The sequence below is a fragment of the Paracoccus wurundjeri genome (assembly GCF_030678915.1).
Lineage (GTDB): Bacteria > Pseudomonadota > Alphaproteobacteria > Rhodobacterales > Rhodobacteraceae > Paracoccus > Paracoccus onubensis_A.
In genome coordinates, this window is record NZ_JAUUTZ010000016.1 from 46,193 (window position 1) to 68,101 (window position 21,909).

At 58.3% G+C, this 21,909-nt stretch carries 21 protein-coding genes; 13 read left to right on the forward strand and 8 right to left on the reverse strand.

Translation table 11 applies throughout. The annotated features are described in order from the left end of the window. Nucleotides 1-8 precede the first annotated feature (8 nt). From Q0601_RS15735 to Q0601_RS15755, 5 genes are all read left to right on the forward strand, one after another. Nucleotides 9-296, forward strand: coding sequence for a cyclophilin-like fold protein (locus Q0601_RS15735; RefSeq protein WP_305290820.1), 288 nt, complete (start codon nt 9-11; stop codon nt 294-296). A gap of 856 nt (nt 297-1,152) precedes the next feature. After that, nucleotides 1,153-1,401 (forward strand): XapX domain-containing protein, encoded by a 249-nt coding sequence (locus Q0601_RS15740; protein ID WP_305290821.1) that lies wholly within the window; start codon nt 1,153-1,155, stop codon nt 1,399-1,401. Then, nucleotides 1,398-1,592, forward strand: a complete 195-nt coding sequence (locus Q0601_RS15745) for a DUF1427 family protein (RefSeq protein WP_305290822.1) — start codon at nt 1,398-1,400, stop codon at nt 1,590-1,592. The genes Q0601_RS15740 and Q0601_RS15745 overlap by 4 nt, the downstream gene beginning before the upstream one ends. Nucleotides 1,593-1,615: 23 nt before the next feature. Beyond that, the gene (locus Q0601_RS15750; protein ID WP_305290823.1) at nt 1,616-2,671 is read left to right on the forward strand and encodes an acetamidase/formamidase family protein; all 1,056 of its coding nucleotides are present in this window, start codon (nt 1,616-1,618) and stop codon (nt 2,669-2,671) included. Nucleotides 2,672-2,872: 201 nt separating this feature from the next. After that, a complete protein-coding gene (locus Q0601_RS15755) occupies nt 2,873-5,179 on the forward strand; it encodes an acetamidase/formamidase family protein (protein WP_305290824.1) in 2,307 nt (768 codons plus the stop codon). Between the two features lie 182 nt (nt 5,180-5,361). Here Q0601_RS15755 and Q0601_RS15760 read toward each other — a convergent pair whose 3' ends face one another. After that, a complete protein-coding gene (locus Q0601_RS15760; RefSeq protein ID WP_305290825.1) occupies nt 5,362-6,267 on the reverse strand; it encodes a LysR family transcriptional regulator in 906 nt (301 codons plus the stop codon). A 196-nt stretch (nt 6,268-6,463) separates the two neighbouring features. Between Q0601_RS15760 and Q0601_RS15765 the strand changes: the two genes are divergently transcribed. The 3 genes from Q0601_RS15765 (at nt 6,464) to Q0601_RS15775 (ending at nt 9,313) form a co-directional block, all read left to right on the forward strand. Next, nucleotides 6,464-7,816, forward strand: coding sequence for an MFS transporter (locus tag Q0601_RS15765; RefSeq protein WP_305290826.1), 1,353 nt, complete (start codon nt 6,464-6,466; stop codon nt 7,814-7,816). A gap of 45 nt (nt 7,817-7,861) precedes the next feature. Beyond that, the gene (speB, locus tag Q0601_RS15770; protein ID WP_305290827.1) at nt 7,862-8,830 is read left to right on the forward strand and encodes an agmatinase; all 969 of its coding nucleotides are present in this window, start codon (nt 7,862-7,864) and stop codon (nt 8,828-8,830) included. Nucleotides 8,831-9,064: 234 nt separating this feature from the next. Next, the gene (locus tag Q0601_RS15775) at nt 9,065-9,313 is read left to right on the forward strand and encodes a hypothetical protein (RefSeq protein ID WP_305290828.1); all 249 of its coding nucleotides are present in this window, start codon (nt 9,065-9,067) and stop codon (nt 9,311-9,313) included. 162 nt (nt 9,314-9,475) lie between these two features. On the opposite strand, the gene Q0601_RS15780 is transcribed toward Q0601_RS15775, so the two are convergent. Further along, on the reverse strand, nt 9,476-10,180 hold the full coding sequence (locus Q0601_RS15780) for a glutathione S-transferase family protein (RefSeq protein ID WP_305290829.1): 705 nt from the start codon (nt 10,178-10,180) through the stop codon (nt 9,476-9,478). A gap of 108 nt (nt 10,181-10,288) precedes the next feature. Here Q0601_RS15780 and Q0601_RS15785 point away from each other — a divergent pair, with 108 nt between their 5' ends. Continuing rightward, nucleotides 10,289-10,645 (forward strand): winged helix-turn-helix transcriptional regulator, encoded by a 357-nt coding sequence (locus tag Q0601_RS15785; protein ID WP_305290830.1) that lies wholly within the window; start codon nt 10,289-10,291, stop codon nt 10,643-10,645. A 298-nt stretch (nt 10,646-10,943) separates the two neighbouring features. On the opposite strand, the gene Q0601_RS15790 is transcribed toward Q0601_RS15785, so the two are convergent. From Q0601_RS15790 to dsbD, 5 genes are all read right to left on the reverse strand, one after another. Further along, a complete protein-coding gene (locus Q0601_RS15790; protein WP_305290831.1) occupies nt 10,944-11,573 on the reverse strand; it encodes a DsbA family protein in 630 nt (209 codons plus the stop codon). Between the two features lie 165 nt (nt 11,574-11,738). Further along, entirely contained in the window at nt 11,739-12,383 is a 645-nt protein-coding gene (locus Q0601_RS15795) for a DsbA family protein (RefSeq protein ID WP_305290832.1), read from the reverse strand. Continuing rightward, entirely contained in the window at nt 12,380-13,144 is a 765-nt protein-coding gene (locus Q0601_RS15800; protein WP_305290833.1) for a L,D-transpeptidase, read from the reverse strand. The genes Q0601_RS15795 and Q0601_RS15800 overlap by 4 nt, the downstream gene beginning before the upstream one ends. Continuing rightward, nucleotides 13,141-13,962, reverse strand: coding sequence for a TlpA disulfide reductase family protein (locus Q0601_RS15805; RefSeq protein WP_305290834.1), 822 nt, complete (start codon nt 13,960-13,962; stop codon nt 13,141-13,143). Before Q0601_RS15805 ends, Q0601_RS15800 begins: the two co-directional genes overlap by 4 nt. Next, the gene (dsbD, locus tag Q0601_RS15810; RefSeq protein ID WP_305290835.1) at nt 13,959-15,806 is read right to left on the reverse strand and encodes a protein-disulfide reductase DsbD; all 1,848 of its coding nucleotides are present in this window, start codon (nt 15,804-15,806) and stop codon (nt 13,959-13,961) included. The genes Q0601_RS15805 and dsbD overlap by 4 nt, the downstream gene beginning before the upstream one ends. Nucleotides 15,807-15,906: 100 nt before the next feature. Here dsbD and Q0601_RS15815 point away from each other — a divergent pair, with 100 nt between their 5' ends. The 4 genes from Q0601_RS15815 to Q0601_RS15830 all read left to right on the forward strand — a co-directional run bounded on the left by Q0601_RS15815 (nt 15,907) and on the right by Q0601_RS15830 (nt 20,701). Beyond that, nucleotides 15,907-16,587, forward strand: coding sequence for a response regulator (locus tag Q0601_RS15815; protein ID WP_305290836.1), 681 nt, complete (start codon nt 15,907-15,909; stop codon nt 16,585-16,587). Further along, a complete protein-coding gene (locus tag Q0601_RS15820; protein WP_305290837.1) occupies nt 16,584-17,963 on the forward strand; it encodes an ATP-binding protein in 1,380 nt (459 codons plus the stop codon). The genes Q0601_RS15815 and Q0601_RS15820 overlap by 4 nt, the downstream gene beginning before the upstream one ends. 456 nt (nt 17,964-18,419) lie before the next feature. Beyond that, the gene (locus Q0601_RS15825) at nt 18,420-19,301 is read left to right on the forward strand and encodes a glycine betaine ABC transporter substrate-binding protein (protein WP_305290838.1); all 882 of its coding nucleotides are present in this window, start codon (nt 18,420-18,422) and stop codon (nt 19,299-19,301) included. Further along, nucleotides 19,298-20,701 carry an MmgE/PrpD family protein gene (locus Q0601_RS15830; protein ID WP_305290839.1) on the forward strand — a complete coding sequence of 468 codons (1,404 nt, stop codon included), beginning with the start codon at nt 19,298-19,300 and terminating at the stop codon, nt 20,699-20,701. The genes Q0601_RS15825 and Q0601_RS15830 overlap by 4 nt, the downstream gene beginning before the upstream one ends. A gap of 47 nt (nt 20,702-20,748) precedes the next feature. Here the strand turns inward: Q0601_RS15830 and Q0601_RS15835 are convergent, their stop codons facing one another. Further along, the gene (locus Q0601_RS15835) at nt 20,749-21,846 is read right to left on the reverse strand and encodes a GlxA family transcriptional regulator (RefSeq protein WP_305290840.1); all 1,098 of its coding nucleotides are present in this window, start codon (nt 21,844-21,846) and stop codon (nt 20,749-20,751) included. Nucleotides 21,847-21,909 lie beyond the last annotated feature (63 nt).

Below are 21,909 nucleotides of genomic sequence, written 5' to 3' on the forward strand. Positions count from 1 at the left end.
ACCGGACCATGAGGAACAGACCATCATTGATCACCCCATCGCGCCGTGCTGTTCTGGCAGGCGCCATCGTCACGATCACAGTGCCTCGTTATTTGCACGCAAAGACCGGAAACGAAACCATGCGCATTCGCTGCACCTTCGCGGATCAGGATTTCACCTGTATCTTGCAGGACACCCCGAGCACGCGCAATTTTATCTCTATGTTGCCGCTGGACCTGACCATCGAGGATTTCTCGACCAACGAGAAACTGGCCCGTCTTCCGCGTCGGCTAGATGAGGGCGGGTTGGTCGATTAAGCTAATCCCTAACCTAGATAGCCTTAATGCGAATGTCGAAAAAAGGCTCGGCACAGCCTTCGTGCGGCATCCTTCCTGGGCGATTGGATTTCGCTAATAGGCACGATCGGCCCCTTGCTGCCGTTAGCCACGGCATTCAGTCGCTGTAGTGCGGCTAGTGAATGTGGACTTCTATGCAGGTGCTCGCTATTCTACAGAGCCTTGCGTGATTTTAGAGCCTTGGCTCTTCACGTGGAAGGATTTTTGTACTTCATCATGTTGGAAAATGGATTAATGGGCAGACCTAAACCCTGTTCTTCCGATCTCTGAAACCGGATATGAAGCATGTCGGGGCGCAGGACACACCCTGCAGGATTAGCCCTAGATGTGCGATCAGGCTGGTTCGGAAGGTCTGAGGGATGGCCCGCTCAGCACCTTCGCTGCAAGGATGACTGCCAGATTCCATAAGCAATATGATTGAGATTTGCCCCCAGGTGCACAAAAACAGTGCCAATCACGAACTTTTCCGGAATTTCTGAACAACATCGCCTTTCACGAAACCAATCCAACTTACTGAAATTTAATTGTATTAAAAAATTCACGCAGCCTCCAGAAGGCGCGCCGACATATTTATCGCTATCGCAAGCCTATTGAACGAAAAAGGTCGGAAAGTTACAGTTTTCTACATCCAGTCGGCATTAGAGATTTTTGCGAACCGCGACCGGGAATCGCTGACTAACTTTTTGGGAAACCAATACCGAGCCGACATGAATATGCCGGCATATGTGACAGCTTTGCCCTGTGAATGAGAAAACATAAGCCCCGGTTCTGCGCCGGGGATCGGAATCGGCTGGTTGAAGGGAGGAAAGAATATCAAATGCAATATGTATATATAGGCAAAACCGAATTGGTGGCGCTGTTGGTAGGTCTCACCACTGGATTTATCTATTCCTGGTTAAGACTGCCAATTCCGGCACCAGGTGTGCTCGGCGGAATTTTCGCGATCATCTTCACATATATAGGCTATCTGATCGTGCAGAAAATCCGGGGAGAGATTGCTTTCGGCAAGCCTCCCGCAACTGATCGGGGAGCTACCGGAACCGGCGCCGCAGGAGATCAGCAATGATGGAAATTGCGATTGGCGGCACTGAATTGCAGGCGGCAATGGTCGGACTGGTCACCGGTTTGATTTACACCGCATTACGCGCCCCGATACCCGCCCCGAATGTCCTGGGAGGGATTTTCGCGATTATCGGTACTTTTGTCGGTCTGGTCGCCGTTGCGGCACTACGCGGGGAACTCAGCCTGCAATTCTAATACCAACATGAGGAGGAAATACCATGAATCAACAAATAATGGTTCAGAAGAATATCGCGAGCCGTATTCACCACATCAAGGCAGGTCTTGATACGGTGCAATGGGGCGCCTTTAATGCAAATGCCAAGCCGGTATGTCGTGTCGCCTCGGGCGATATTGTCGAAATCGAATGCCTCTGCCACCATGCCGGCGATGCAGCCGAATTACTGATGGATGATGCCATCCGCGAAATCTATGACGGTATTCCCGAAGACACCCGTGCGCCTGGCGTGCATATCATTACCGGTCCCATCTATGTGGAGGGCGCGGAACCGGGCGACACACTTGAATGCCGCGTGCTTGGAATGAAACCCCGCCTCAAATACGGCGTCAACTTCGCGGGCAGTTGGGGGCTCTTGCATAAGGAGTTCGGTTCGAAAGAGCATGTCATCATCTACGAAGCCGATATCGATTCCGGAATCGCCAAAGCGGTATTTCAATACGAGTATGACAGCCCGGCACGCGCGATCCCCGGACGCTATACAAGGGTCGATCCGTCACAGCGCAAACCGGCGCTGGAAGGTTTTTCGATACCTCTGAGACTGCATTTCGGAACGGCCGGTGTATGTCCGGCGGATGATGGCGATATAAGTACAGTGCCGCCGGGTGCACATGGTGGCAATGTGGATAACCGCGAATTCGTTGCCGGAACCAGCATGTTCTATCCGGTTCAACGCGAAGGCGCGCTTTTCTGGGCGGGCGACACGCATTTCGCGGAAGGCGATGGCGAAGTGAACGGGACGGCAATCGAAGCCCATGTCAATGCCACGATCCAATTGATCCTGCACAAGAAACGCCGCAGCCGGAATCCGATCCTTGAAACCCCGGAGCATTGGATCTGCCATGGCTTCGACGAAGATCTAGACGAGGCGGTCCGCGAGGCCGTTCTGGAAATGATTTCCCTTCTCGAACAGGAATGGAACATTTCCCGAATGGAAGCCTACTCGCTATGCAGCGTTGCCGGAGATTTGCGTGTCACGCAGGTCGTTGATGGCGTCAAAGGTGCGCATATCGCGATGCGCCGGGACATCAAAAGGTAAAAGCAAATCAGCGTCTGACAAATCCATACCGTATCCGCCATCGCCTTTCGTGTTCTGCGGTGGCGGAACGGACTGCCCGGAAGCGAAGGCATGTGATAGAACCTGTTTCGGGGGATGATCCTTGCTCCCGGTTTTGTACCGTATGATGACGTTGGTTTTGCGGTCATTCATTGTCTTCCGGTTCCGATCGAGGGAGAACAGATGCAAACCTTCACTGAACTGCTGCCGCTCGATCAGCAAGAGATCAGATGGCATGAGACGCTGGCGGTTCTGGGGCTGGAAAGCGGTCCGATTTCACCGGGTTTTGGTGGCGATATCAAAATCGTTAATTCGCCATGCGGTGCCATTCTCGCACGTATCCGCGGGAATGTTCCGACTCTGCGCCGAACCCCAACCCGCGGAAATTCGGCATCCTCGGTCTTAAGCGTGTTGCATTCTGATGGCATCGGCACCTTCTCGGACGGTGTTGCTTTTGCCGCAGGTGATATTTCGCTGTGTGATCAGGCATCGGGCTGGACCATGTCGTTCCAGCAGGAATGCTGCCTGTTGCTGCTTGAAATCCCGCGCGCCCGGCTGCTGGCCCGCCTTGGGCGGACCCGCCTTCAAAGAATCATGATCATGCCTCAGACAGTGTCGGCGCATTCGGCGCGCCTGATCATGCGCACGCTTCTTGACGAGTTCGACAAACTGGACGGCGCAGATTTGATCACGCCAAAGATCGCTGTGATGGAACTGATCGTAGGCGCGCTGCAAAGCGGTGCGGAAAAATATAATGATGATAGCATTACCCAGGTCCAGTCCGCTCATTTCAAGCGCGTGACCGCGATGATCGAAGCCCGGCTGACCCAATCCGACCTGTCACTATCTCTGATCGCGCGGCAAGAGGCATTGTCAGAGCGATATCTTCAAAAGCTTTTTGCGCTGCATGATACAACTTTTTCACATTACCTGCGCACACGCCGTCTTGATCGCGCACGGCTCGACCTGCTGGCAGAGAATCTACAGGCAAAACCCGTTGGGCAAATAGCCTTCACGTGGGGGTTTCGGGATCAGGGGCATTTCAGCCGCAGCTTCAGGAAAGAGTTCGGCATGTCGCCCAGGGCATATCGCATCGCCGGGCGCCGGGCCACCACGGCAGTCACTCTTGTCAGGGGGCGTCCTGTCGGTGCCGCCGAAGCATCGACAATTATCGACAATCTGGCTGCCGATGAAGCCGCAGGGACGAGGCCCACCGGATTGAAACCGCTGAAATCGGAACTTCCGGCGAATGACGAGCCGTTTCACGTGGCTGCCAATCGCGACACGGTGCATTGGGGGTATCTCAGCAACAGGATTCCGCCCGTGCTCCATGTTTCGCCCGGTGATCGGGTCAGGATCGAGACCCTGACCCAGCACGCTTCCGATGATCATGAACGGATGATCAAGGACGATCCGGGCGCGGAAAGCGTCTTTTTATGGACGCGCGAGCAAAAAAACGTAAACCGACGCGGTGCCGGGCCGCTGGATGCGTCAATCTTCGGTCGTGGGGCCGGCGAGGGTTTCGGTGTGCATATTCTCACCGGGCCCATCCATATCGACGGAGCCGAGCCAGGCGATATTCTGGAAGTACAGATTCTCGATATCGAGCCCCGGCCAAGCGCCAACCGCAAATTCCGGGGTTCCAGCTTCGCCAGCAACGCCTCCACCTGGTGGGGGTATCAGTATTCGGACTTCATCGATCCGTCAGATCCGCGCGAAATCGTGACGATTTTCGAAATAGAACCCGATGCTCAGTGGGCACAGGCGATCTATTCCTATCGCTGGGTCGCACAAACGGATCCCTTCGGCGTCCGGCACGAAATCATCGACTACCCGGGCGTGCCCGTGGATCGGTCGATTATTAAAAAGAGAACCGGGATATTACAGGATATCCGCATCCCGATACGCGCTCATTTCGGCTGCATGGCTGTGGCCCCCGGCGAAGAAGGAATGGTTGACTCCGTGCCACCTGGAAAGTTCGGGGGAAATCTTGATAACTGGCGCGCAGGGAAAGGTTCGACCCTGTATTTGCCGGTTTCAACCCGCGGCGCGTTGTTTTCAATTGGCGATGGGCATTTGGCGCAGGGCGATGGCGAAGTTTCGGGAACCGCATTGGAATGCTCGCTGACCGGCCTTTTTCGCTTCGACCTGCACAAGAGAGACGCCTTGAAGAAGCCGTTTCTGCGCGGACTGGCCGGGCCGCTTATCGAGGCCGGAGGCGAGTTCGTGCTGCATGGCTTCAGCTATCCGGACTACCTTCAGGATCTTGGCCGGGATGCTCAGGCCGAAGTCTATCAAAAGTCGTCACTGAACAGGGCGCTGAGATCCGCTTTTCGCGCAACACGGAAATTTCTGATGGATTGGCGGGGCCTGACCGAGGATGAGGTCACGACGCTCATGTCGGTGGCAGTCGATTTCGGTATCACCCAGGTTGCCGACGGCAATTGGGGAGTTCACGCGATCATCCGCAGGGACATGTTCACGAGCTAGCAACCGATCGTCATTACCACCTGCTCCGGCCCGCGCATTTACGTCATAGGCGTTTGTCAGGCAATTCAACGCAGATTTTGCAAGCATCCGCCCCGGGAGAGTGATGTAGGCGCTTCCAGAAAACAGTAGCCCGATTATATGCCTGGGCGGAGCGGGATTTTATTCTGGCACGGGGCAGTCACTCATTCCTTATGCTGGATCAACTCCTGCTTTACATCACGCACGAACAATCGGGCGATCCCGGTCGGTTCAGGCTGGACGCGCTGCGCGATATGAAATTGCGAGCGCCAGCCGAGACCGGGCAGGTCTATCCGGCGCATCTGGCCATCGTTCAGCCATTTCCGCGCGAAATGCACCGGCAGAAAGCCGAGGAAACATCCGCTTCGGATCAGGATCGCCTGCGCCTCCATGTTGGAGACAGAGGCGGTCACATGCGCATCCTGAAGGGCTGAAAGCTCTGCCCGCTGCAGATAAGGCCGTACCGTCATCGGATAAGGGGACAACATCGCTGTCGTGATTTCAGCAGCAGGAAGCATGAACAGCGGGTGATCGCGGCCGCAGAACAGGGCGTGTTCCTCGACATAGATCGGCGAGTAGTCGATATTCGGCTGGCGGTTGGGAAAGGGGCCGATGGCGACATGGACCTCGCCGGTCTGCAGAGCCTTGGCAAGGGCCTCGGGCGTGCCGACCTCAAGGCTCAGGCGCACCTCTTGCTCGCGCGAAAAGAATCGGCGGATGGCGCGGTGTACGGGCAAATCGGGGTTGTCGGCCTCGCTGTCGACGAGCCCCACCCGCAGATGCCCGGTCAGCACCTGCCGCAATGCGCCCAGCCGTGCCTCGCAGTCCTCGACGCCCGAAAGCATTTCCTTGGCATGGGCATAGACGTCCTTACCCTTCTCGGTCAGCGCGAAACCACCGCGGCCGCGACGGCAGAGCGAAAAGCCAAGCCCGACCTCCAGATCCTTGATATGGGCACTGATCGCCGGCTGGCTCATTCCAAGCATTGCTTGTGCACCCAGAAAACCGCCATGTTCGGCCACCGCACAGAAGGTGCGCAGATTGCGCAGGGTGAAATCGCTGATCCGCATGACGAGTTATTACATCAATAATTCTAATATGAACATCATTAACTTCAGCTTTGCTGCAGTTATTCGCGGCAGCAAGACTGGCCGAAGAAATTCTTGGGATCGCACATCACTCTGAAGGGAAATCCGGCCCCAGACAGGTTCGGATCAGCGCTGCAGGATGGTGTGTCGTCTAGGCGAATGGGAGGAGACCTTCGCAATGACAGAGACCGTTACCGCCCCGCCCGGCATCACCGCTCCCGGCGTCAATCCGACAGGTGTCGTACTGCGTCGAGCCGGGATGGCAAGCTTCATAGGCACTTTTGTCGAGTGGTTCGACTATGCGTCCTACGGCTTTCTCGCCACGGTGATCGCCGTCGTCTTCTTTCCCGGGACCGACGCCCGCACTGCGCTGCTTGCGACCTATGCGGTCTTCGCGCTGTCCTTCATCGTGCGTCCGATCGGCGGCGTCATCTGGGGTCATTTCGGCGACAGGATCGGGCGGCAGAAAACCCTTTCGCTGTCGATCTTCATCATGTCGGCGGCGACCTTCGTGATCGCGTTCCTGCCCACCTATGAATCGATCGGCCTTTGGGCGGCGGGGCTGTTGCTTGCCGCCCGGCTGGTGCAGGGCTTTGCCGCATCCGGCGAATATGCCGGAGCGGCGTCCTTTCTGGCCGAATATGCGCCCGACAACAAACGCGGCATGATGACCTGTCTCGTGCCTGCGGGTGAGGCGGCGGGTCTGCTTGCGGCCTCGCTTTTCGTGGCGATCCTGCATGGCCTGCTGACGACCGAACAATTGCACTCCTGGGGATGGCGCCTGCCGTTCCTGATGGCGCTGCCACTCGGCTATGTCGGCGTCTATATCCGCCGCAGGCTGGACGAGACCCCGCATTTCAAGGCGTTGGAAGAGGCGCAGCACGTGCCGCAAACGCCGGTGATCGAGCTGTTGACCAGTCATTTCCGGGCAGTGCTGATCGCCTTCGGGGGCACGCTTCTCAATGCGGTCGGTTTCTATCTAGTGCTGAGCTACATGCCGATCTATCTCTCGACCGAACTCGGTATCTCCGAGACCGCCGCCTTCATCGGCTCGACCGCCTCGCTCGCGGTCTATCTGGGTTCGATCTTTCTGATGGGCGCGCTGTCTGATCATATCGGGCGCAAAAAGGTACTGATGGCCTGCTCGGTATTGTTTGCCATCCTGACCGTGCCGATGTTCGTGCTGCTGTCCGGCGCGGTCTTTACCGGCGTCCTCTCGACCGGCTTTTTCATCATCCTGGGCGTCTGGGCGCTGTTCGGTGCGCTGCTGTCGATGAATGGTGGAACACTACCGACTTTTCTGTGCGAGTTGTTCCCGACCCGGGTGCGCTTTTCGGGATTCGCGCTCAGCTTCAACAGCGCCAATGCGCTTTTTGGCGGCACCGCTCCGCTGATCGCAACCTGGCTGATCGGTGTCACCGGTTCGAAGCTGGCCCCGGCCTGGTATCTGGTCGGTGCGGCGGTGGTGACCTTTGTCGCGATTGCGATCAGTACCGCAGGCCGCGCCGGGGCCCGGCTCAAGGACGAATAGCGGCTTTGCCACCTTCATTTAATTACAAACCTAAGGATATCATCCGTGAATGCCCATTCCTATCAGTCCGGCCGCCTCAACCTTCCCTTCGTCGGCATCCCGACCTTTGGCAAGCGGCCTTATGTCGGCGACTGGACGCAGATCGATGCGGATATCGCCGTGCTGGGTGCACCCTTCGATTTCGGCACGCAGTATCGGGCTGGCGCGCGCTTTGGTCCCCGCGCGGTACGCGAAGCGTCAACTCTGTTCAGCTTCGGCCATGCCGGGGCCTATGACCATGAAGATGACTGCACCTATCTGGGCGGTGAGGTGCAGATGGTAGATATCGGTGATGCCGATATCGTGCATACCGACACCACGGCAAGCCACGCCAATATCAGGGCAGGCGTGAACGCCATTCTCGACGCGGGCGCGCTGCCGGTCGTGATCGGCGGCGACCATTCGGTCAACATCCCCTGCATCGACGCTTTCGAGGGGCGGGGCGATATCCATATTCTTCAGATCGACGCACATCTGGATTTTGTCGATGAACGCCATGGTGTCCGCAACGGTCACGGCAACCCGATGCGGCGTGCGGCGGAAAAGCCTTATGTCACCGGTCTGACGCAGGTCGGCATCCGCAACGTGTCCTCGACCGCGAAAGAGGGCTATGACGCCGCCCGGGCGATGGGTTCGGACATTCTCTCGGTGCGACAGATGCGGGCGCTGGGGCCGCAAGGGGTAATCGATCGCATTCCCAAGGGCGCACGGGTATATGTCACCATCGATATCGACGGCTTCTGCCCCTCGATCGCGCCGGGCACAGGCACGCCCAGCCATGGCGGTTTCCTCTATTACGAAGTGTTGGAAATGCTGCAGGCCCTTGCGCGGCGACACGAGGTGGTCGGCGTCGATCTGGTAGAGGTTGCGCCCGACTATGACCACTCTGGCAGCACCGCCATCCTTGCCGCCCAGGTGCTGCTGAACTTCCTCGGCTTCATCTTCCATGCCCGCACAGAACGGGCCGGAGGATGACGCTGGACACCGGCGACCGCCCCACGAACATGGGGGCTGCGATGGTGGCCGACAAGCACGGGGGCCGATTGGACTGGATACCGGAGAAAACCGTCTTGTGATTCCGTGTGGATACTGCCCATGCCACTCCCATCACTGCCACGCCAGCCCCGGCGTGGTGATAGGGGCCGGCGCTCTCTTCGGGCGAGCTGTCACCGAACGGCGCCGCTTCATCCTCGAAGGCAGCTTCAGGCTATGTGGGACTATCTCCTCTTTCAGTCTCGATTGGCCAAGCATGTCGCCGCGCAGCCGAATGTCCAATTCAGCCTGATGCCGCAGTTGCTACGCCGCGCAGCCGTTAATCCGCCTTCCGCCCCCTGGGCCGATCTCACTCGAAATCAGCATCCTCAGGCTTCAGGTGCAGCGAACGGCAAGTCCATCCCTGAGATCTACCATATACCGATCGTCGATGCTGCACAGCGCGGGAACGGCCGGTTTGGTTAAACCGCGCTGCCGCGACAAGCCGAAGCATGACCAGCAGCATTGGGCAGATTATCGCTGTCAACGATGCGCCAGATAATCCGCCGAACAGAACTCGAATACGCATTTTAACGGGTGATCGGGCGCAGGTGAAAGCGATGACCATAACACCCGCACCCGATATTGTTATGAACCGAACTGCTCAATCAGTTCCGAAAGCTCGATATGAGCAGAACACGCCCCGCTGCCCGGCAGCATCCCGCCGCTCTCCTGCTCCGTCGCATAAACGACTGCCGGATCGGCTTCGATTCGCTCCCGCAGTGCCGCGAGCTTTGGCCAGCGTCCCTTGTCGGCCACCTCATGGAAATCCAGCCACCGCGCGACGCCAATCAGAACGCCGTCGGCAAGGGTTGGGTGGTCGGCGATCAGAAACCTTGTATCTCCAATCATCTCTTCGAGTCTGTCATGCCGCTCGATCACCCTCTCACGACCCCATTCCCTCAGGGCCGACTGCATTGCCGGGTTGGGTGGTTCCATCTCCATCGCCGCCCATAAGGGACCGAACATGCCAGTAAACCCGGTGTTGATGAACGCCATCATCTGATGCATTCGATCCGCCTGTCGCGACAGCGGATCGAAGCTGATCCGCCGTTTCGTGTCCCGTGCTTCAAGCCAGGCGGCAATCGCCATGGTCTCCGTCAGCACCTCACGCTTACCGGTGATTAAAACGGGCGTTTCGACGCGCGGATTAAGCTTTCTGTAATCAGGTTCGCGCATCTCGCCGAGCATGTTTACCCGGCAAAGCTTGTAGGGTTGTTCCAGCCATTCAAAGGCGGCGACAAGCCCCATGGAGCTTCCCGAGGGAAAGCCGTACAAAAGGATAGGTTCCATGCTATTATTCTCCGTGATTTCTGGTGATCACGCTGCGCAGCGTAGGAGGAATTTAGCGGGCCCCTGCCCGAAGTAAATTACGCACCTTTTTGTAACCATGGACAAAGAATGAAAAACCTTGTCTCCCGTTGCCCGATCGAAGAGGTCATGCAAGTACTCAGCGGGCGCTGGCCGACACTGCTGATCTATTACCTGCAAGATGGGACGAAGCGTTTCAGTGATCTTCGCCGGGATAATCCGACAATCTCTCACAAGATGCTGACACTGGAGCTGCGCAAGCTAGAGGATGCAGGCATCGTCCAGCGAACCGAATTTGCCGGTTATCCGCTTCGTGTCGAGTATGATCTGACCTCTGCCGGAGAAAGGCTGGTTCCTCTCATTGATGCACTGGGGGAATGGTGGGAAAGAACCGACAGCCGTGATCGGCTGCCGGCCTCGGAGAATGTGGTTTCCGCACAAGAGTAGACCGGTACTATTCTCTCGTGAATACTCGGAACTGTGTCATATCCGTACATGATCGTGAACTATAATGAACATAACCAGACCATATCGTCGGTAAATTACGGCATTCGCCTAAACATGCAGTAACCGCCCCATCTTACAAGGTTCGGCTTGATCGGAGCATTAAGTGGAGCGGTCTCCATGCAATCAACTGACAAATTTCTGATGTAGCCTGCCCCCGGTGCAACCGGCGAAAGACATGTCAGGAAGTAATTTGACCACCATATTGATGCACGCGGAAGAGCCCCTCCCATCAGCACTATCATCCCAACGTCTCACGTGCGCGTTGAACCAGCCCCCGCAACTCATCGAGACTGTATTCCCCGAATGCGCCTTCATCTCCGGCGATAAAACTGGGTGTACCCAGCAAGCCCATATGTTCGGCCAGCATGTAGCTCATGGAAATATGCTGCTCGATTTGCTCGTTGTCCATGTCGCGCTCCAGCCGGGCAACATCCAGGTCGATCTTCCGCGCGGTCTGCATGGTGGCATCAGTCGTCACACGGCCCCGCGTGCGAAACAACGCGGTATGCATTTGCCAGTATTTGCCCTGCTGCAATGATGCCAGTGAGGCGCGGGCGGCAAAATCCGAGTCCTCACCAAAAACCGGCCATTCGCGGAACACGACACGCAGATTCTTGTCCGACAGGATCAGCCGATGCACCGGATCAACCATCTTGCGGCAGAACGGGCAGTTATAGTCAAAGAATTCCGTCAGGGTGATATCGCCATCCGGATTCCCAAGCACAGGTGCGGTCGGGTCGCGTTCAAGCGACCTGCGCAAATCGTCGGGCATCGGGTTGCTACGGGCCGTCTGCCCGAAGGCTGCCGGACCCAGAAGCGGCAGCCCCAATACGGTGCCCCCCGCAAGGACAAGACTTCGACGTTGCATATTATCTCCTATTCGCAGCAAGCCATGGTTTCCGCACCACCTGGCATTCCATAGCTGTCCCTGCATCGCGGCCCCTAAATGCGGCCCAAGGCTGAAATATGGATGTCCGGTTCATGCGGCTTCGGTCCCGCAGCGCCCTCATTCCCGTTCAAGCTTAAGAGAAGCTTAAACGCCCCGGCGCGCATCGGCTATGGCACCACGCAGGCGCGTCTCATCCAGCGCCCCGGCATGAAGCGTCGCGCCAATGATAAAGGCCGGGGTGCCGCGCAAGCCAAGGCTCGCCGCCTGTGCGGAGTTGCGCGCCAGAAGCCCGTCCCACTTGTCACGCTCGGCACGATAGGCTGTTAACGCGGCATCGGTATCGATCCCGGACTCGGTCAGCACCTGCCGGATCTGATCTTCGGAAAGTTTCGCTTCGGTTGCCATCAAGGCGGCATGCGCCTGCGCATAGGCCCCTGACACGGCGGCTCCGAAGACGAGTTGGCTGGCCAGAACCGAAGGTGCGCCGAATATCGGCCAGTCCTTCATGACCAGCCGGATATCGCCATCCTCCGCCACCACCCTGGTCAGCATGGAATGACCCATCTTGCAGTAGGGGCACTGATAATCAAAATATTCCACGATGCTCAGTTTCCCGTCCGGATTGCCCAGCACCGGATTGTAGGGGTCGTGCAATACGTCTTCGATGGTCATTTCGGCTGCACCGGTTCCAGTCATCTTGCCTCGACCCAGCAGAAGCCCCCCACCGGCGAAAGCTGCCAGACCAAAGCCTGCGGTCACGGCCAGAAGGTCACGTCGGGTAAGGTTCATATCGGTTCTCCTCTGCGATCGGGCATAGTGGCGACGACAGCCCCATCAACCAAGACGGGCTGCGGCAATGGTTCGCTGGGCGGCATCGTGCCCTTGCCGGATTCGGCCTCACTCAGCACAATCACCTTGGTCATGCTGTCGGTCTTGTTGGCCAGATGGATAATGTCCTGATTGAACAGACGGATGCACCCCGCCGATGTCGCCTGTCCGATCGAAGCCGGATCCATGGTGCCGTGAATGCGGTAATATGTATCGCCCTGGCCGTTATGAAGATAAAGTGCCCGTGCCCCCAGCGGATTATCCAGCCCGCCCTCAAGCCCCTGTTCGACCGGACCATAAAGCTCCGGCTGTGTCGCAATCATGTTGTCTGTGGGCTTCCAGCTTGGCCAGTCACGCTGATAGGGAACATGCGCCTCGCCGGTGAAACCATAGCCCGCCGCACCCACGGCCACCGCATAGCGCATGGCCTTGTTATCGGGCTGGACGTGATAGAGAAAGCGGGCATGAGGATCGACAATGATCGTACCCGGCTTCTCGTCAGTCCAGTAATCGACGACCTGCCGCGCCTTGTCTTCGGTCAGCAATTGCGGCACCACGGCGGGAATATGGTGGTCGTTATCGTCGACAGCGCCATACATGGCCAGTACTTCGGGACTGACTGCCAGTGGCAGGGGCGGTGCCTCGATCGGTGCCTCCGGCGACGCGCAAGCCGCCAATGTCAGCAGGGTCAGACCGGTCAGCCCCTGTCGTATTCTTCTCATTCCTGTTCCCCTGTTGCCTGCGCCATCATCCGGATCAGGGTGGCGCGCGAGACCTCGCCCGTTTGCGATGCGATCAACTGTCCACCGGCGTCGAAAACCAATGTGGACGGCAAGCCGATCGCGTTCAGCGAACCCATCAGCCTGTTCTGCGGATCACGGAGCATGCCCTCCGAGGGCAGTTTCTCCTCTGTCAGGAAAGCATGAATCCGATTGGCGTTTTCGCCCTGATTGGCGAAGATGAAATCGACCTCGGATGTGTTGGCGGCCAGATCGGTCATCATCGGCATTTCGCGTCGACAGGGCGGACACCATGTCGCCCAAAGGTTCAGAACCACCGGCCGGTCACGCCCCGCCAGTTGCACCCCACGGCCATCAAGGGCAATCAACTGCATCACCGGCAATGTGGCCCTCGGCTCCGGCAACGCGGTGATGACGGCCAGATGTGCGATCAGAGCCGCGACACCGCCGATTGCCACAGGCTTCAATGTCGCGTGCATGCGCCAATGCATCGCCAACAGGAAGATCGCGACACCCCCGGCCCAACCGGCAGCGGACCAAAAGCCACCTTGCCACAGTTTGAGGATATCCAGCGGGCGCGAGGCGAATTCCGACCAGTTCATCATTACAAAACCGGTCCGTGCGCCAAGAATCCATGCCAGCACCGCGAACCCGGCCCATCGCGCCACTTCACCCCGCAAATCGCGCCGCCGTTGAAGCCGTGCGGTAATCTCGGTCACGAGAAAGAATAGGAGCAGGGCCACGACCGCGGCAAAGCGTGCCCCGTCGAAGACCAGCGGGCCGATGGAAATCGCGTTCATGGCCGGACCCTCCCGATCGAGGCGAGCATTGCCGCGCTATCCACGTCGCCGATCAGACGGCTGCCCGGCGCTTCGATGCGGCTTGCATTGAGGAATACCATTGTCGGCGGGCCCGCTGCTCCTAGATCCTTCATCAATGCCTGGGCTTCACCGTTGAAATCGCTGACATCGATCTTGATCGCGGCCATCCCTGCCAGCGCGGCATTTACCGTCGGATCGGCCAATGGCCCGCGTTCGATCGCCCGGCAGGTTACGCACCAGTCGGCTGTCACATAGATCAGCGTCGGCTGCCCACCGCCCGAGGCCAAAGCCTGATCCAGCTTCGTCCGGGTGGTGACCGTGGTAAATTGCGGCTCTGCCGCATTGGCCTGCGTAAGCATTGTATCGCGGCTCATCAGCGGCGCCAGCGGCCGCAGCGGATCACTTCCACCGATAGCGGCACCGAAGCCCTGCATCAGGCCAGTCACCAGCAGAAGAATACCTAGAATGGCGGCAAGGCGACGGCGCGCAGATGTATTGCTGTCCAGCCGGTCAAGCGCGCCCAGGAAAACCGCCGTTCCGACCAGCAGCACCGCCCAGAGCGCCAATGTAACCGATCCGGGCAGAACCCGACCGGCCAGCCAGATGGCAAAGCCCAGAAAGATCACGCCAAAGGTTTGTTTGGCACGCTCCATCCAGCCGCCGCTGCGCGGCAGGATACGAGGACCGAACAACCCGATCGCCAGAAGCGGCAGCCCCTGCCCCAACCCCAGTGCAAACAGGGCCCCCGCACCCAGCAAAACGTCACCGGTCTGCGCGATATAGAGAAGCGCCCCGGCCAGCGGTGCGGTCACGCAGGGACCGACGATCAATGCAGAAATAAAGCCAAGCGCCGCTGCTCCGCCGAGTGAGCCCCGCCTGCCACCACCAACCTGACCGAGACGCCGCCGCAGGGTCTCGGGCATCTGCAAATCGTAAAAACCGAACATCGACAGGGCCAGCGCAACGAACAGCACGGCAATCGCTACTATCGCGGCTGGCGATTGCAGCACCATCTGCAGGTTCGCGCCAGACCACGCCGCCGCAACGCCCAGCAGCCCGAAAGCCGACGCCATCGCCAGCACATAGGCGCCCGTCAGCATCAGCCCACGCCGTGCAGTCAGGGTTTCCCCCTGTCCCGCCAGCATTCCCGCAACGATGGGGAACATCGGAAAGACGCAGGGTGTAAGAGCAAGCAGCAGCCCGAAACCCAGAAAACCGGCGATCACCAGTAGCCCGCCGCCACGTTCGGCCAGCCCCTGAACCAATCCCTCGTCCCGGGCCAATATCAGGCCAGTTCCGGTGCCGGCATCGCCGGTCACATCAGGCTCGGCCCTGGTCTGTGGGGTCCAGCCCGATCCGGTGGAACCGCCTTTACCCGTGCCGGCTTTTGCGGTCGCATCCGGCAGGATGGCGCCATCGGCTGCCAATCGCACGCTTTGCGGTGCATAACAGATGCCATCCTGCTGACAGCCCTGCCAGTGCAGCGTGACCGCTTCACCTGACATCTCGAGCGTCGCATCGACATCGCTACGATAGATTTCCTCTTCGCCGAAATACGGATCCTCGTAGGATTCCCCGTCGGGCAAGGAAAGCGGCAGGGCCTGCCCATCGCCGGTCTCTGCCGCGAATTTGCCGCGATAGAGATAATAGCCATCGGCAATGCGCCAGTTCAGGCGCAACATACCATCTTCACCCGGACTTGCGGACAGGGAGAAGGCATCTTCAGGTTGCAGCAGCGGTTGCGGGGTCTGCGCCGCTGCCCATGTTGCCAGAAAGGCTGTGATCAGCAGTGACAGAACCGCCGCGAAAGAAGTGGGGAACAATCTCGTCATCATGCCGAGCCAGCTAGAGACGCCAGCTTAAGCCCAGCTTAAGCTTGATCGACAAAAGCGTGAGCATGGCAGAGCATGAGGGAATGGCACAATGCGCTTGCTGATTGTCGAAGACGATCCGGTTCTGTCCGATGGGCTCAGCGTCGGGTTGGGGCTGTCAGGATTCACCGCCGATACGGTCGGCACGCTGGCAGATGCCCGCGCTGCGTTGGGCAGCAGTGATTTTGCGGGTGTCGTGCTGGACATCATGCTGCCCGACGGATCGGGTCTGGACCTGCTTGCCGAATTGCGAAAGACGGGATCACGCCTCCCGATCCTTCTTCTGACCGCTCGCGATCAGGTGCATGACCGGATATCGGGGCTCGATGCCGGCGCAGATGATTACCTGGGAAAGCCCTTCGACCTGCAGGAACTGGCCGCCCGCCTGCGCGCCATGCTGCGGCGACAGGAAGGCCGCGCTTCGGCAGTGATCGAATGGAACGGGCTCAGGCTTTGCCCGGCAACACAAAGCGGACAGATCCGAGGAAAAAACCTGCGTTTCTCGCGCCGAGAATTCACCATCCTGCAATCGCTGATCGAACATCCGGGCCGCATCCTGTCAAAGCCGCAACTCGAGGAACGGCTTTATGGGTGGCAGGAGGAGGTCGAAAGCAATACCGTCGAAGTCCATATTCATCACCTGCGTAACAAGTTGGGCCGTGAATTCATCCAGACCGTACGCGGCATCGGCTACCGCCTGTCCGGCCCGGCAGATGAAGGAAGGCCGCAATGAACTCGATCCGCAGGCGGCTATTCATCATTCTGCTGGTCGCTACCGGTGCGATCTGGCTCTCGGCTGTATTGTGGATCCAGCACTCCACCCGGACCGAGGTGGGGAATGTGCTGGACCGGCGCCTGCAGGAATCGGCCCAGATGGTGGCGTCACTGATCGAACGCAATGGCGGCATCGTTGGCCCCGACACGGCGGCACTGGTCGATGAGGCCCCGGCCCTTCCCGATACCGGCCAGCATGATTTTGCCCGCCAGCTGATCTGTCAGGTCTGGGGCTTTGACGGTCAGCTGAAAAGTGGATCCAGCGGTGCACCCCCGGTACAACTGGGTGACGGGCACGAAGGCTTCAGCGAGCGCGAGGTCGATGGCGAGATCTGGCGTGTCTACAGCCATGTCGATGAAGAATTGGGCATACGCGTCATGGTCGGTGATACGCTCGGCATGCGCGACCGGCTGGTCCACGGCGTGGCCATCGGTCTTCTGGCCCCGGCCGTCCTGATTCTTCCCCTGCTCGCCGCCTTGATCTGGTTTGCCGTACGGCGCGGGCTGGAACCACTGGACAAACTCGCCGACGCGTTATCGGGTCGCCCGGCAACGGATCTCAGCCCGCTGAAAAACAGCCGCGCGCCGTCCGAATTGCGCCCTATGATCGATGCATTGAACGGGTTGTTCCGGCGGGTCGATGGTCTTCGTGAACGCGAGCGCAGTTTCACCGCCTTCGCCGCACATGAGCTGAAAACTCCGCTCGCAGGACTGAAGACACAGGCACAGATCGCGGCACTCGCTCAGGATACCGGAACCCGCGACAAGGCCCTCGCCCAGATCACGCGGGGAGTCGACCGCACCGATCGCATGGTACGTCAGCTTCTGGACATGACCGCCGTCGATAACGCCATCGACAGTACACAGCCCTCAACGCAAAGCGGTGCCCGCATCCTTGCCGATGTGGTCGATGAACTCGCCGGACTGGCGCAGGCGCGTGACATTGCTTTGCAGCTGAAAACCGAGCCGACAGAATGGCGCACCGCGCAAGCAGCCCTGCTGGCACCCGCGTTGCGCAATCTTCTTGAAAACGCAATCATCGCGTCATCCAGGGGTGCCAGCGTCGAGGCACAACTGACGCGCGACGGTGAAAAGATCTGCTTCAGCGTGCTGGATCGCGGCCCCGGCATCAGTGAAGCCGACCGTCCCCATGTCACCGAGCGCTTCTATCGCGGCGCGGCAAGCTCCTCGGACGGCGGCAGCGGCCTCGGCCTCTCCATCGTCGCCACAGCCGTCAAGGCAATGGGGGGCGAACTGCACCTTGCGCCCCGCAAGGGTGGTGGCGAACGGGCCGAAATCATTCTGCCCCCCGCCCCAAGCGTCACCCCCTTTTGACCGTCTGGCTGGCTGTTTGGGAAGCAACATTCCGGGAAAAACACTGCAGATCGGGGTTGGTCTTCTCGTGATCGCAGAAGAAGCGAAGTAAGGGCTGTTCTGCCACTGATCCAAAGAACAGCCCGAATGTGGCTGGCGCCGCGTTCCCATTCCGGGGGCGGTCATCCCGGACATATGCCCATAACCGATAGAAGCCGACATCAGATCACGGGCAAGGGGCGATCCGTCCCTACCGGCTAAATGTCGATTTCTTAAATCAGTATGTCGATTCGCATAGGGTGAACGTTGCAAGCAGACGGTGAGAATGAGCTTGTGAGAAGCCTCTTTCGAACACTCGATCTAATTCCCGCCCGCATTCCGCAGTAGAAGCTAGCCGCGGAAATAGGGCTGCGAGCGGGCTGGCGGAGCGACCCAACATACCACCTCAGGCTTATCAGAAAAACAAGGAGAGGTCCGATGAAAACATTATTTGCAAGCCTTGCCGCAATATTCTTTGCCATCATGTCCCACTTCGCCCATGCAACCGAGGTCGATATCGGCTCAAAAGGGTTCACCGAGAATATTCTGATTGCAGAGATAACCAGGCAATATCTTGGGGCTAAAGGGGTCGAGACCACCCTGACCTCCGAGCTTGGCAGTAATGTTATCCGCCAAGGGATCATTTCCAGGCAAATCGACCTTTATTGGGAATATACCGGCCCCGCCCTGGTAAACTATCACAAGACACCGGGTATTCCCCGCGATGAGATGGTTGCGAAGCTAAATGAACTGGACGCGCCAAATGGGCTTGAGTGGTTAGAAAGCTCTGACGTGAACGATACTTATGCGCTTGCGATGCGTCGTGAAAAGGCAGAGGAGCTTGGGATAAAGACGACCAGCGACCTCGCCGCTGCTGTCAACGCAAACAAGGAACTGACCTTGGGAAGCAACGCCGAATTCTATGGGCGCAAGGACGGCCTGATGCCACTACAGGAGGCTTATGGCTTCAAGTTCGCCCGCAAAGATATCACGCGCATGGACTCTGGATTAATTTATCAGGCGCTCCGCGACGGACAGATCGATGTTGGTCTTGTATTTTCGACTGATGGTCGCATTCCGGCATTCGACTTTGTGCTGCTCGAGGATGACAAGGATTATCATATCCCTCAGGTTATGACACCCGTCGCGACCAAAGACGTGTTATCTGCTCTCCCCGAGTTGAAACAACTCCTAAAGGATATTTCCAGCCGCCTGGACAGCGATAAAATGGCCAAGCTGAACGCCAAGGTCGACGTTGACAAGAAAACGCCCCAACAGGTTGCATCCGACTTTTTGAAAAGCGAAGGATTGGCGGAATGACCGGCCAGCAATACATACGCCTGTCCGAATCCCACGGACAGAGCATTTCGCCCGCTCTTTCGAACCGAGATGTTGATCTGAGAGAGTATCTTCGGGGCCTTCGCTTCACCGAACTTCCCATCGAAATTGTCGAGAAGGCACGGTTTTGCCTGATTGATCTTATTGCGACCTCTGTCGCCGGCTCCGATACACCGCTCGCGGCGATCATCACACAATATGCGCAAGATTTTCACGGCATGGTTCGGTCGACCGCAGCCTGTCAGCCATTGCTGGGCGGCCCACGCATGAGTGCCGTGGGGGCTGCCCTGGTCGGTGGAATGATAATCGATTCCGTTGACTCCCACGACGGTCATTCGCTGACCAAGGGTCATGTCGGTTGCGCGGTTCTCCCCGCCCTTGTCGCTGTGCTTGAAAGCCGGCCCGGGCAGTTTTCGGGCGCCGACTTCATGGCGCTTCTGGTGGCGGGATATGAAATCGGTACGCGCGCCGGCATCGCCCTTCATGCGAGCGCAGCAGAATATCACTCATCGGGTGCCTGGAACGCAATCACATGCGCCGCCCTGACGGCACATTTGCTTGACCTTGACGACGATCCATTCCGGCACGCTCTGGGTATCGCAGAATATCATGGCCCGCGCAGCCAGTTGATGCGGGACGTCGACTATCCGACCATGGTCAAGGATGGCTCAGGCTGGGGGGCGATGGCCGGTGTTTCTGCGGGCTATCTCGCGGCAAAGGGCTTTACCGGCGCGCCCGCGGTCTCGGTCGTTTCGGATCAGTTGGACAGTATCTGGGCTGATCTTGGCTCCCGGTGGCGGATCCTTGAACAATATGCGAAACCATATCCAGTATGCCGTTGGGCTCATCCGGCGATTGACGCGGTGATCGAGCTTCGCGCCGCGCACGAGTTCCGCACGGAGGATGTCGACGAGATCGTCGTGCATACTTTCCACGAAGCCACCCGCCTCTTCCAGGGAGTTCCCGAGACAACTGATCAGGCACAATACGCCACAGCATTCCCGACCGCCGTCGCGGTCCTGCATGGTGCTGTGCTGCCGGAGCATATTTCAGACGCTGCGCTTGGCAACAAGGCGGCACGGGATATGACTGGACGCATCCGGTTCATCGAAGATCCTGTATTCTCAAGACTGTTTCCAGAGCGCCGCTTTGCCCGGACTGAAATTCGCCTTCGGGACGGACAGGTATTGAACTCATCGCCTCGGGAACCGCGGGGGAATCCCGGTGACCCGCTTTCCCAAGACGAACTTATCGACAAGTTTCTGCGCTACACTGCCCGGTATTGGAGCGAAGACAAGAGTCGGACCTGTCTCAATCTACTGCTTCGATTTGGAGAGAATGGAACCCAGGTCGCCGATCTGCTGAACGTTCTGCGCAAATAATGCCCACTCACATGAGCGAGCTTGGCCCAGTCAGCCGGGCTTTCATGTCATTGCCTTCCTTGACCTGCCCGTCTGCATTCCAGGGGAGATTGGCCGTGGAAATGCCGAAACCATTTCGAGAATCTTGATACAGACCCGAAACCGACCGCAACGGCGATCGAGATAAGGGGCATTTCGGTATATACAAGCAATTCTCGTCCGCGTTCTGTTCGGATCATGATATAATAGTGCATCGGCCGCATCGATAGATATGCCGCGAAAGTACGTTCCAATTGGCGCTGGCTCAGCCCCGCGCGGCGAGCAATCTCTCGGATCTCCAAAGGCTCTTCAATATTTGAACGCATGGCGTTGACGGCCCTGCGAAGCGTCATTGGCAATGAAGCAAGGTTGCCCTGCCGCCAGCCGGACTGCGGCTCGTTATAACGACGGATTTTGATATGCTGGAACTGGGCTGCGACTTCACTTGCAACTTCCACACCGTAACGCGACAGAATGATTTGCAGCATCATGTCGAGTGCCGTCGTTCCGCCAGAAGAGGTCAGACGATCGCGATCAATCTCGTAGATGTTTTCGGTTACGATCAAATCAGGAAAATCCTCGCGCAGCGCCGGCATATTCTCCCAATGAATGGTGCAGCGATAGCCGCTCAGTAACCCAGCCTTTGCCAGCAGATAAGTTGCAGTCGAAAGAGCCCCAATTGCACGCTGGTGATGCGCCGCCGACCGCAGGGCGCGCATGATGGGCTGTTCGTCCTCGGCACTCAACCTGGTGCCTCCGCACAGGATCATGGCATCCACATGCTTAATCGCATCGTCAGTTCGCTCGGCAGTAAGCGACAATCCGTTCGACGCCACAGAGGCATTTCCGTCGATACTGCAAGTACTCCATTCGAATGCTGCGCGACCCAGAAGGCGATTGGCTACTCGGATGGGTTCGATCGCCGAGCTGAGGCTCATCATGGAAAAGTTGGGAGCCAGCAGAAAGGCGAAGCGGAGCGGCTCGTGAAGAGGATCGATCAAGAATGCGCCCGGCTCGACCGCATCATTAGCCTTCCTCTGTGCGGGCTTATGAACAGCGGCTGTCACCGCGTCGTAAGAAGTTGAGCCCGGTGGGGTCAACCGTCTGGATATAACACCTGCTGTCACTGATCTGATCCCGTCATGTGGCCTGGGGGCTTTCGTGCCTGCAGTATCCTTTATCGTATTCTT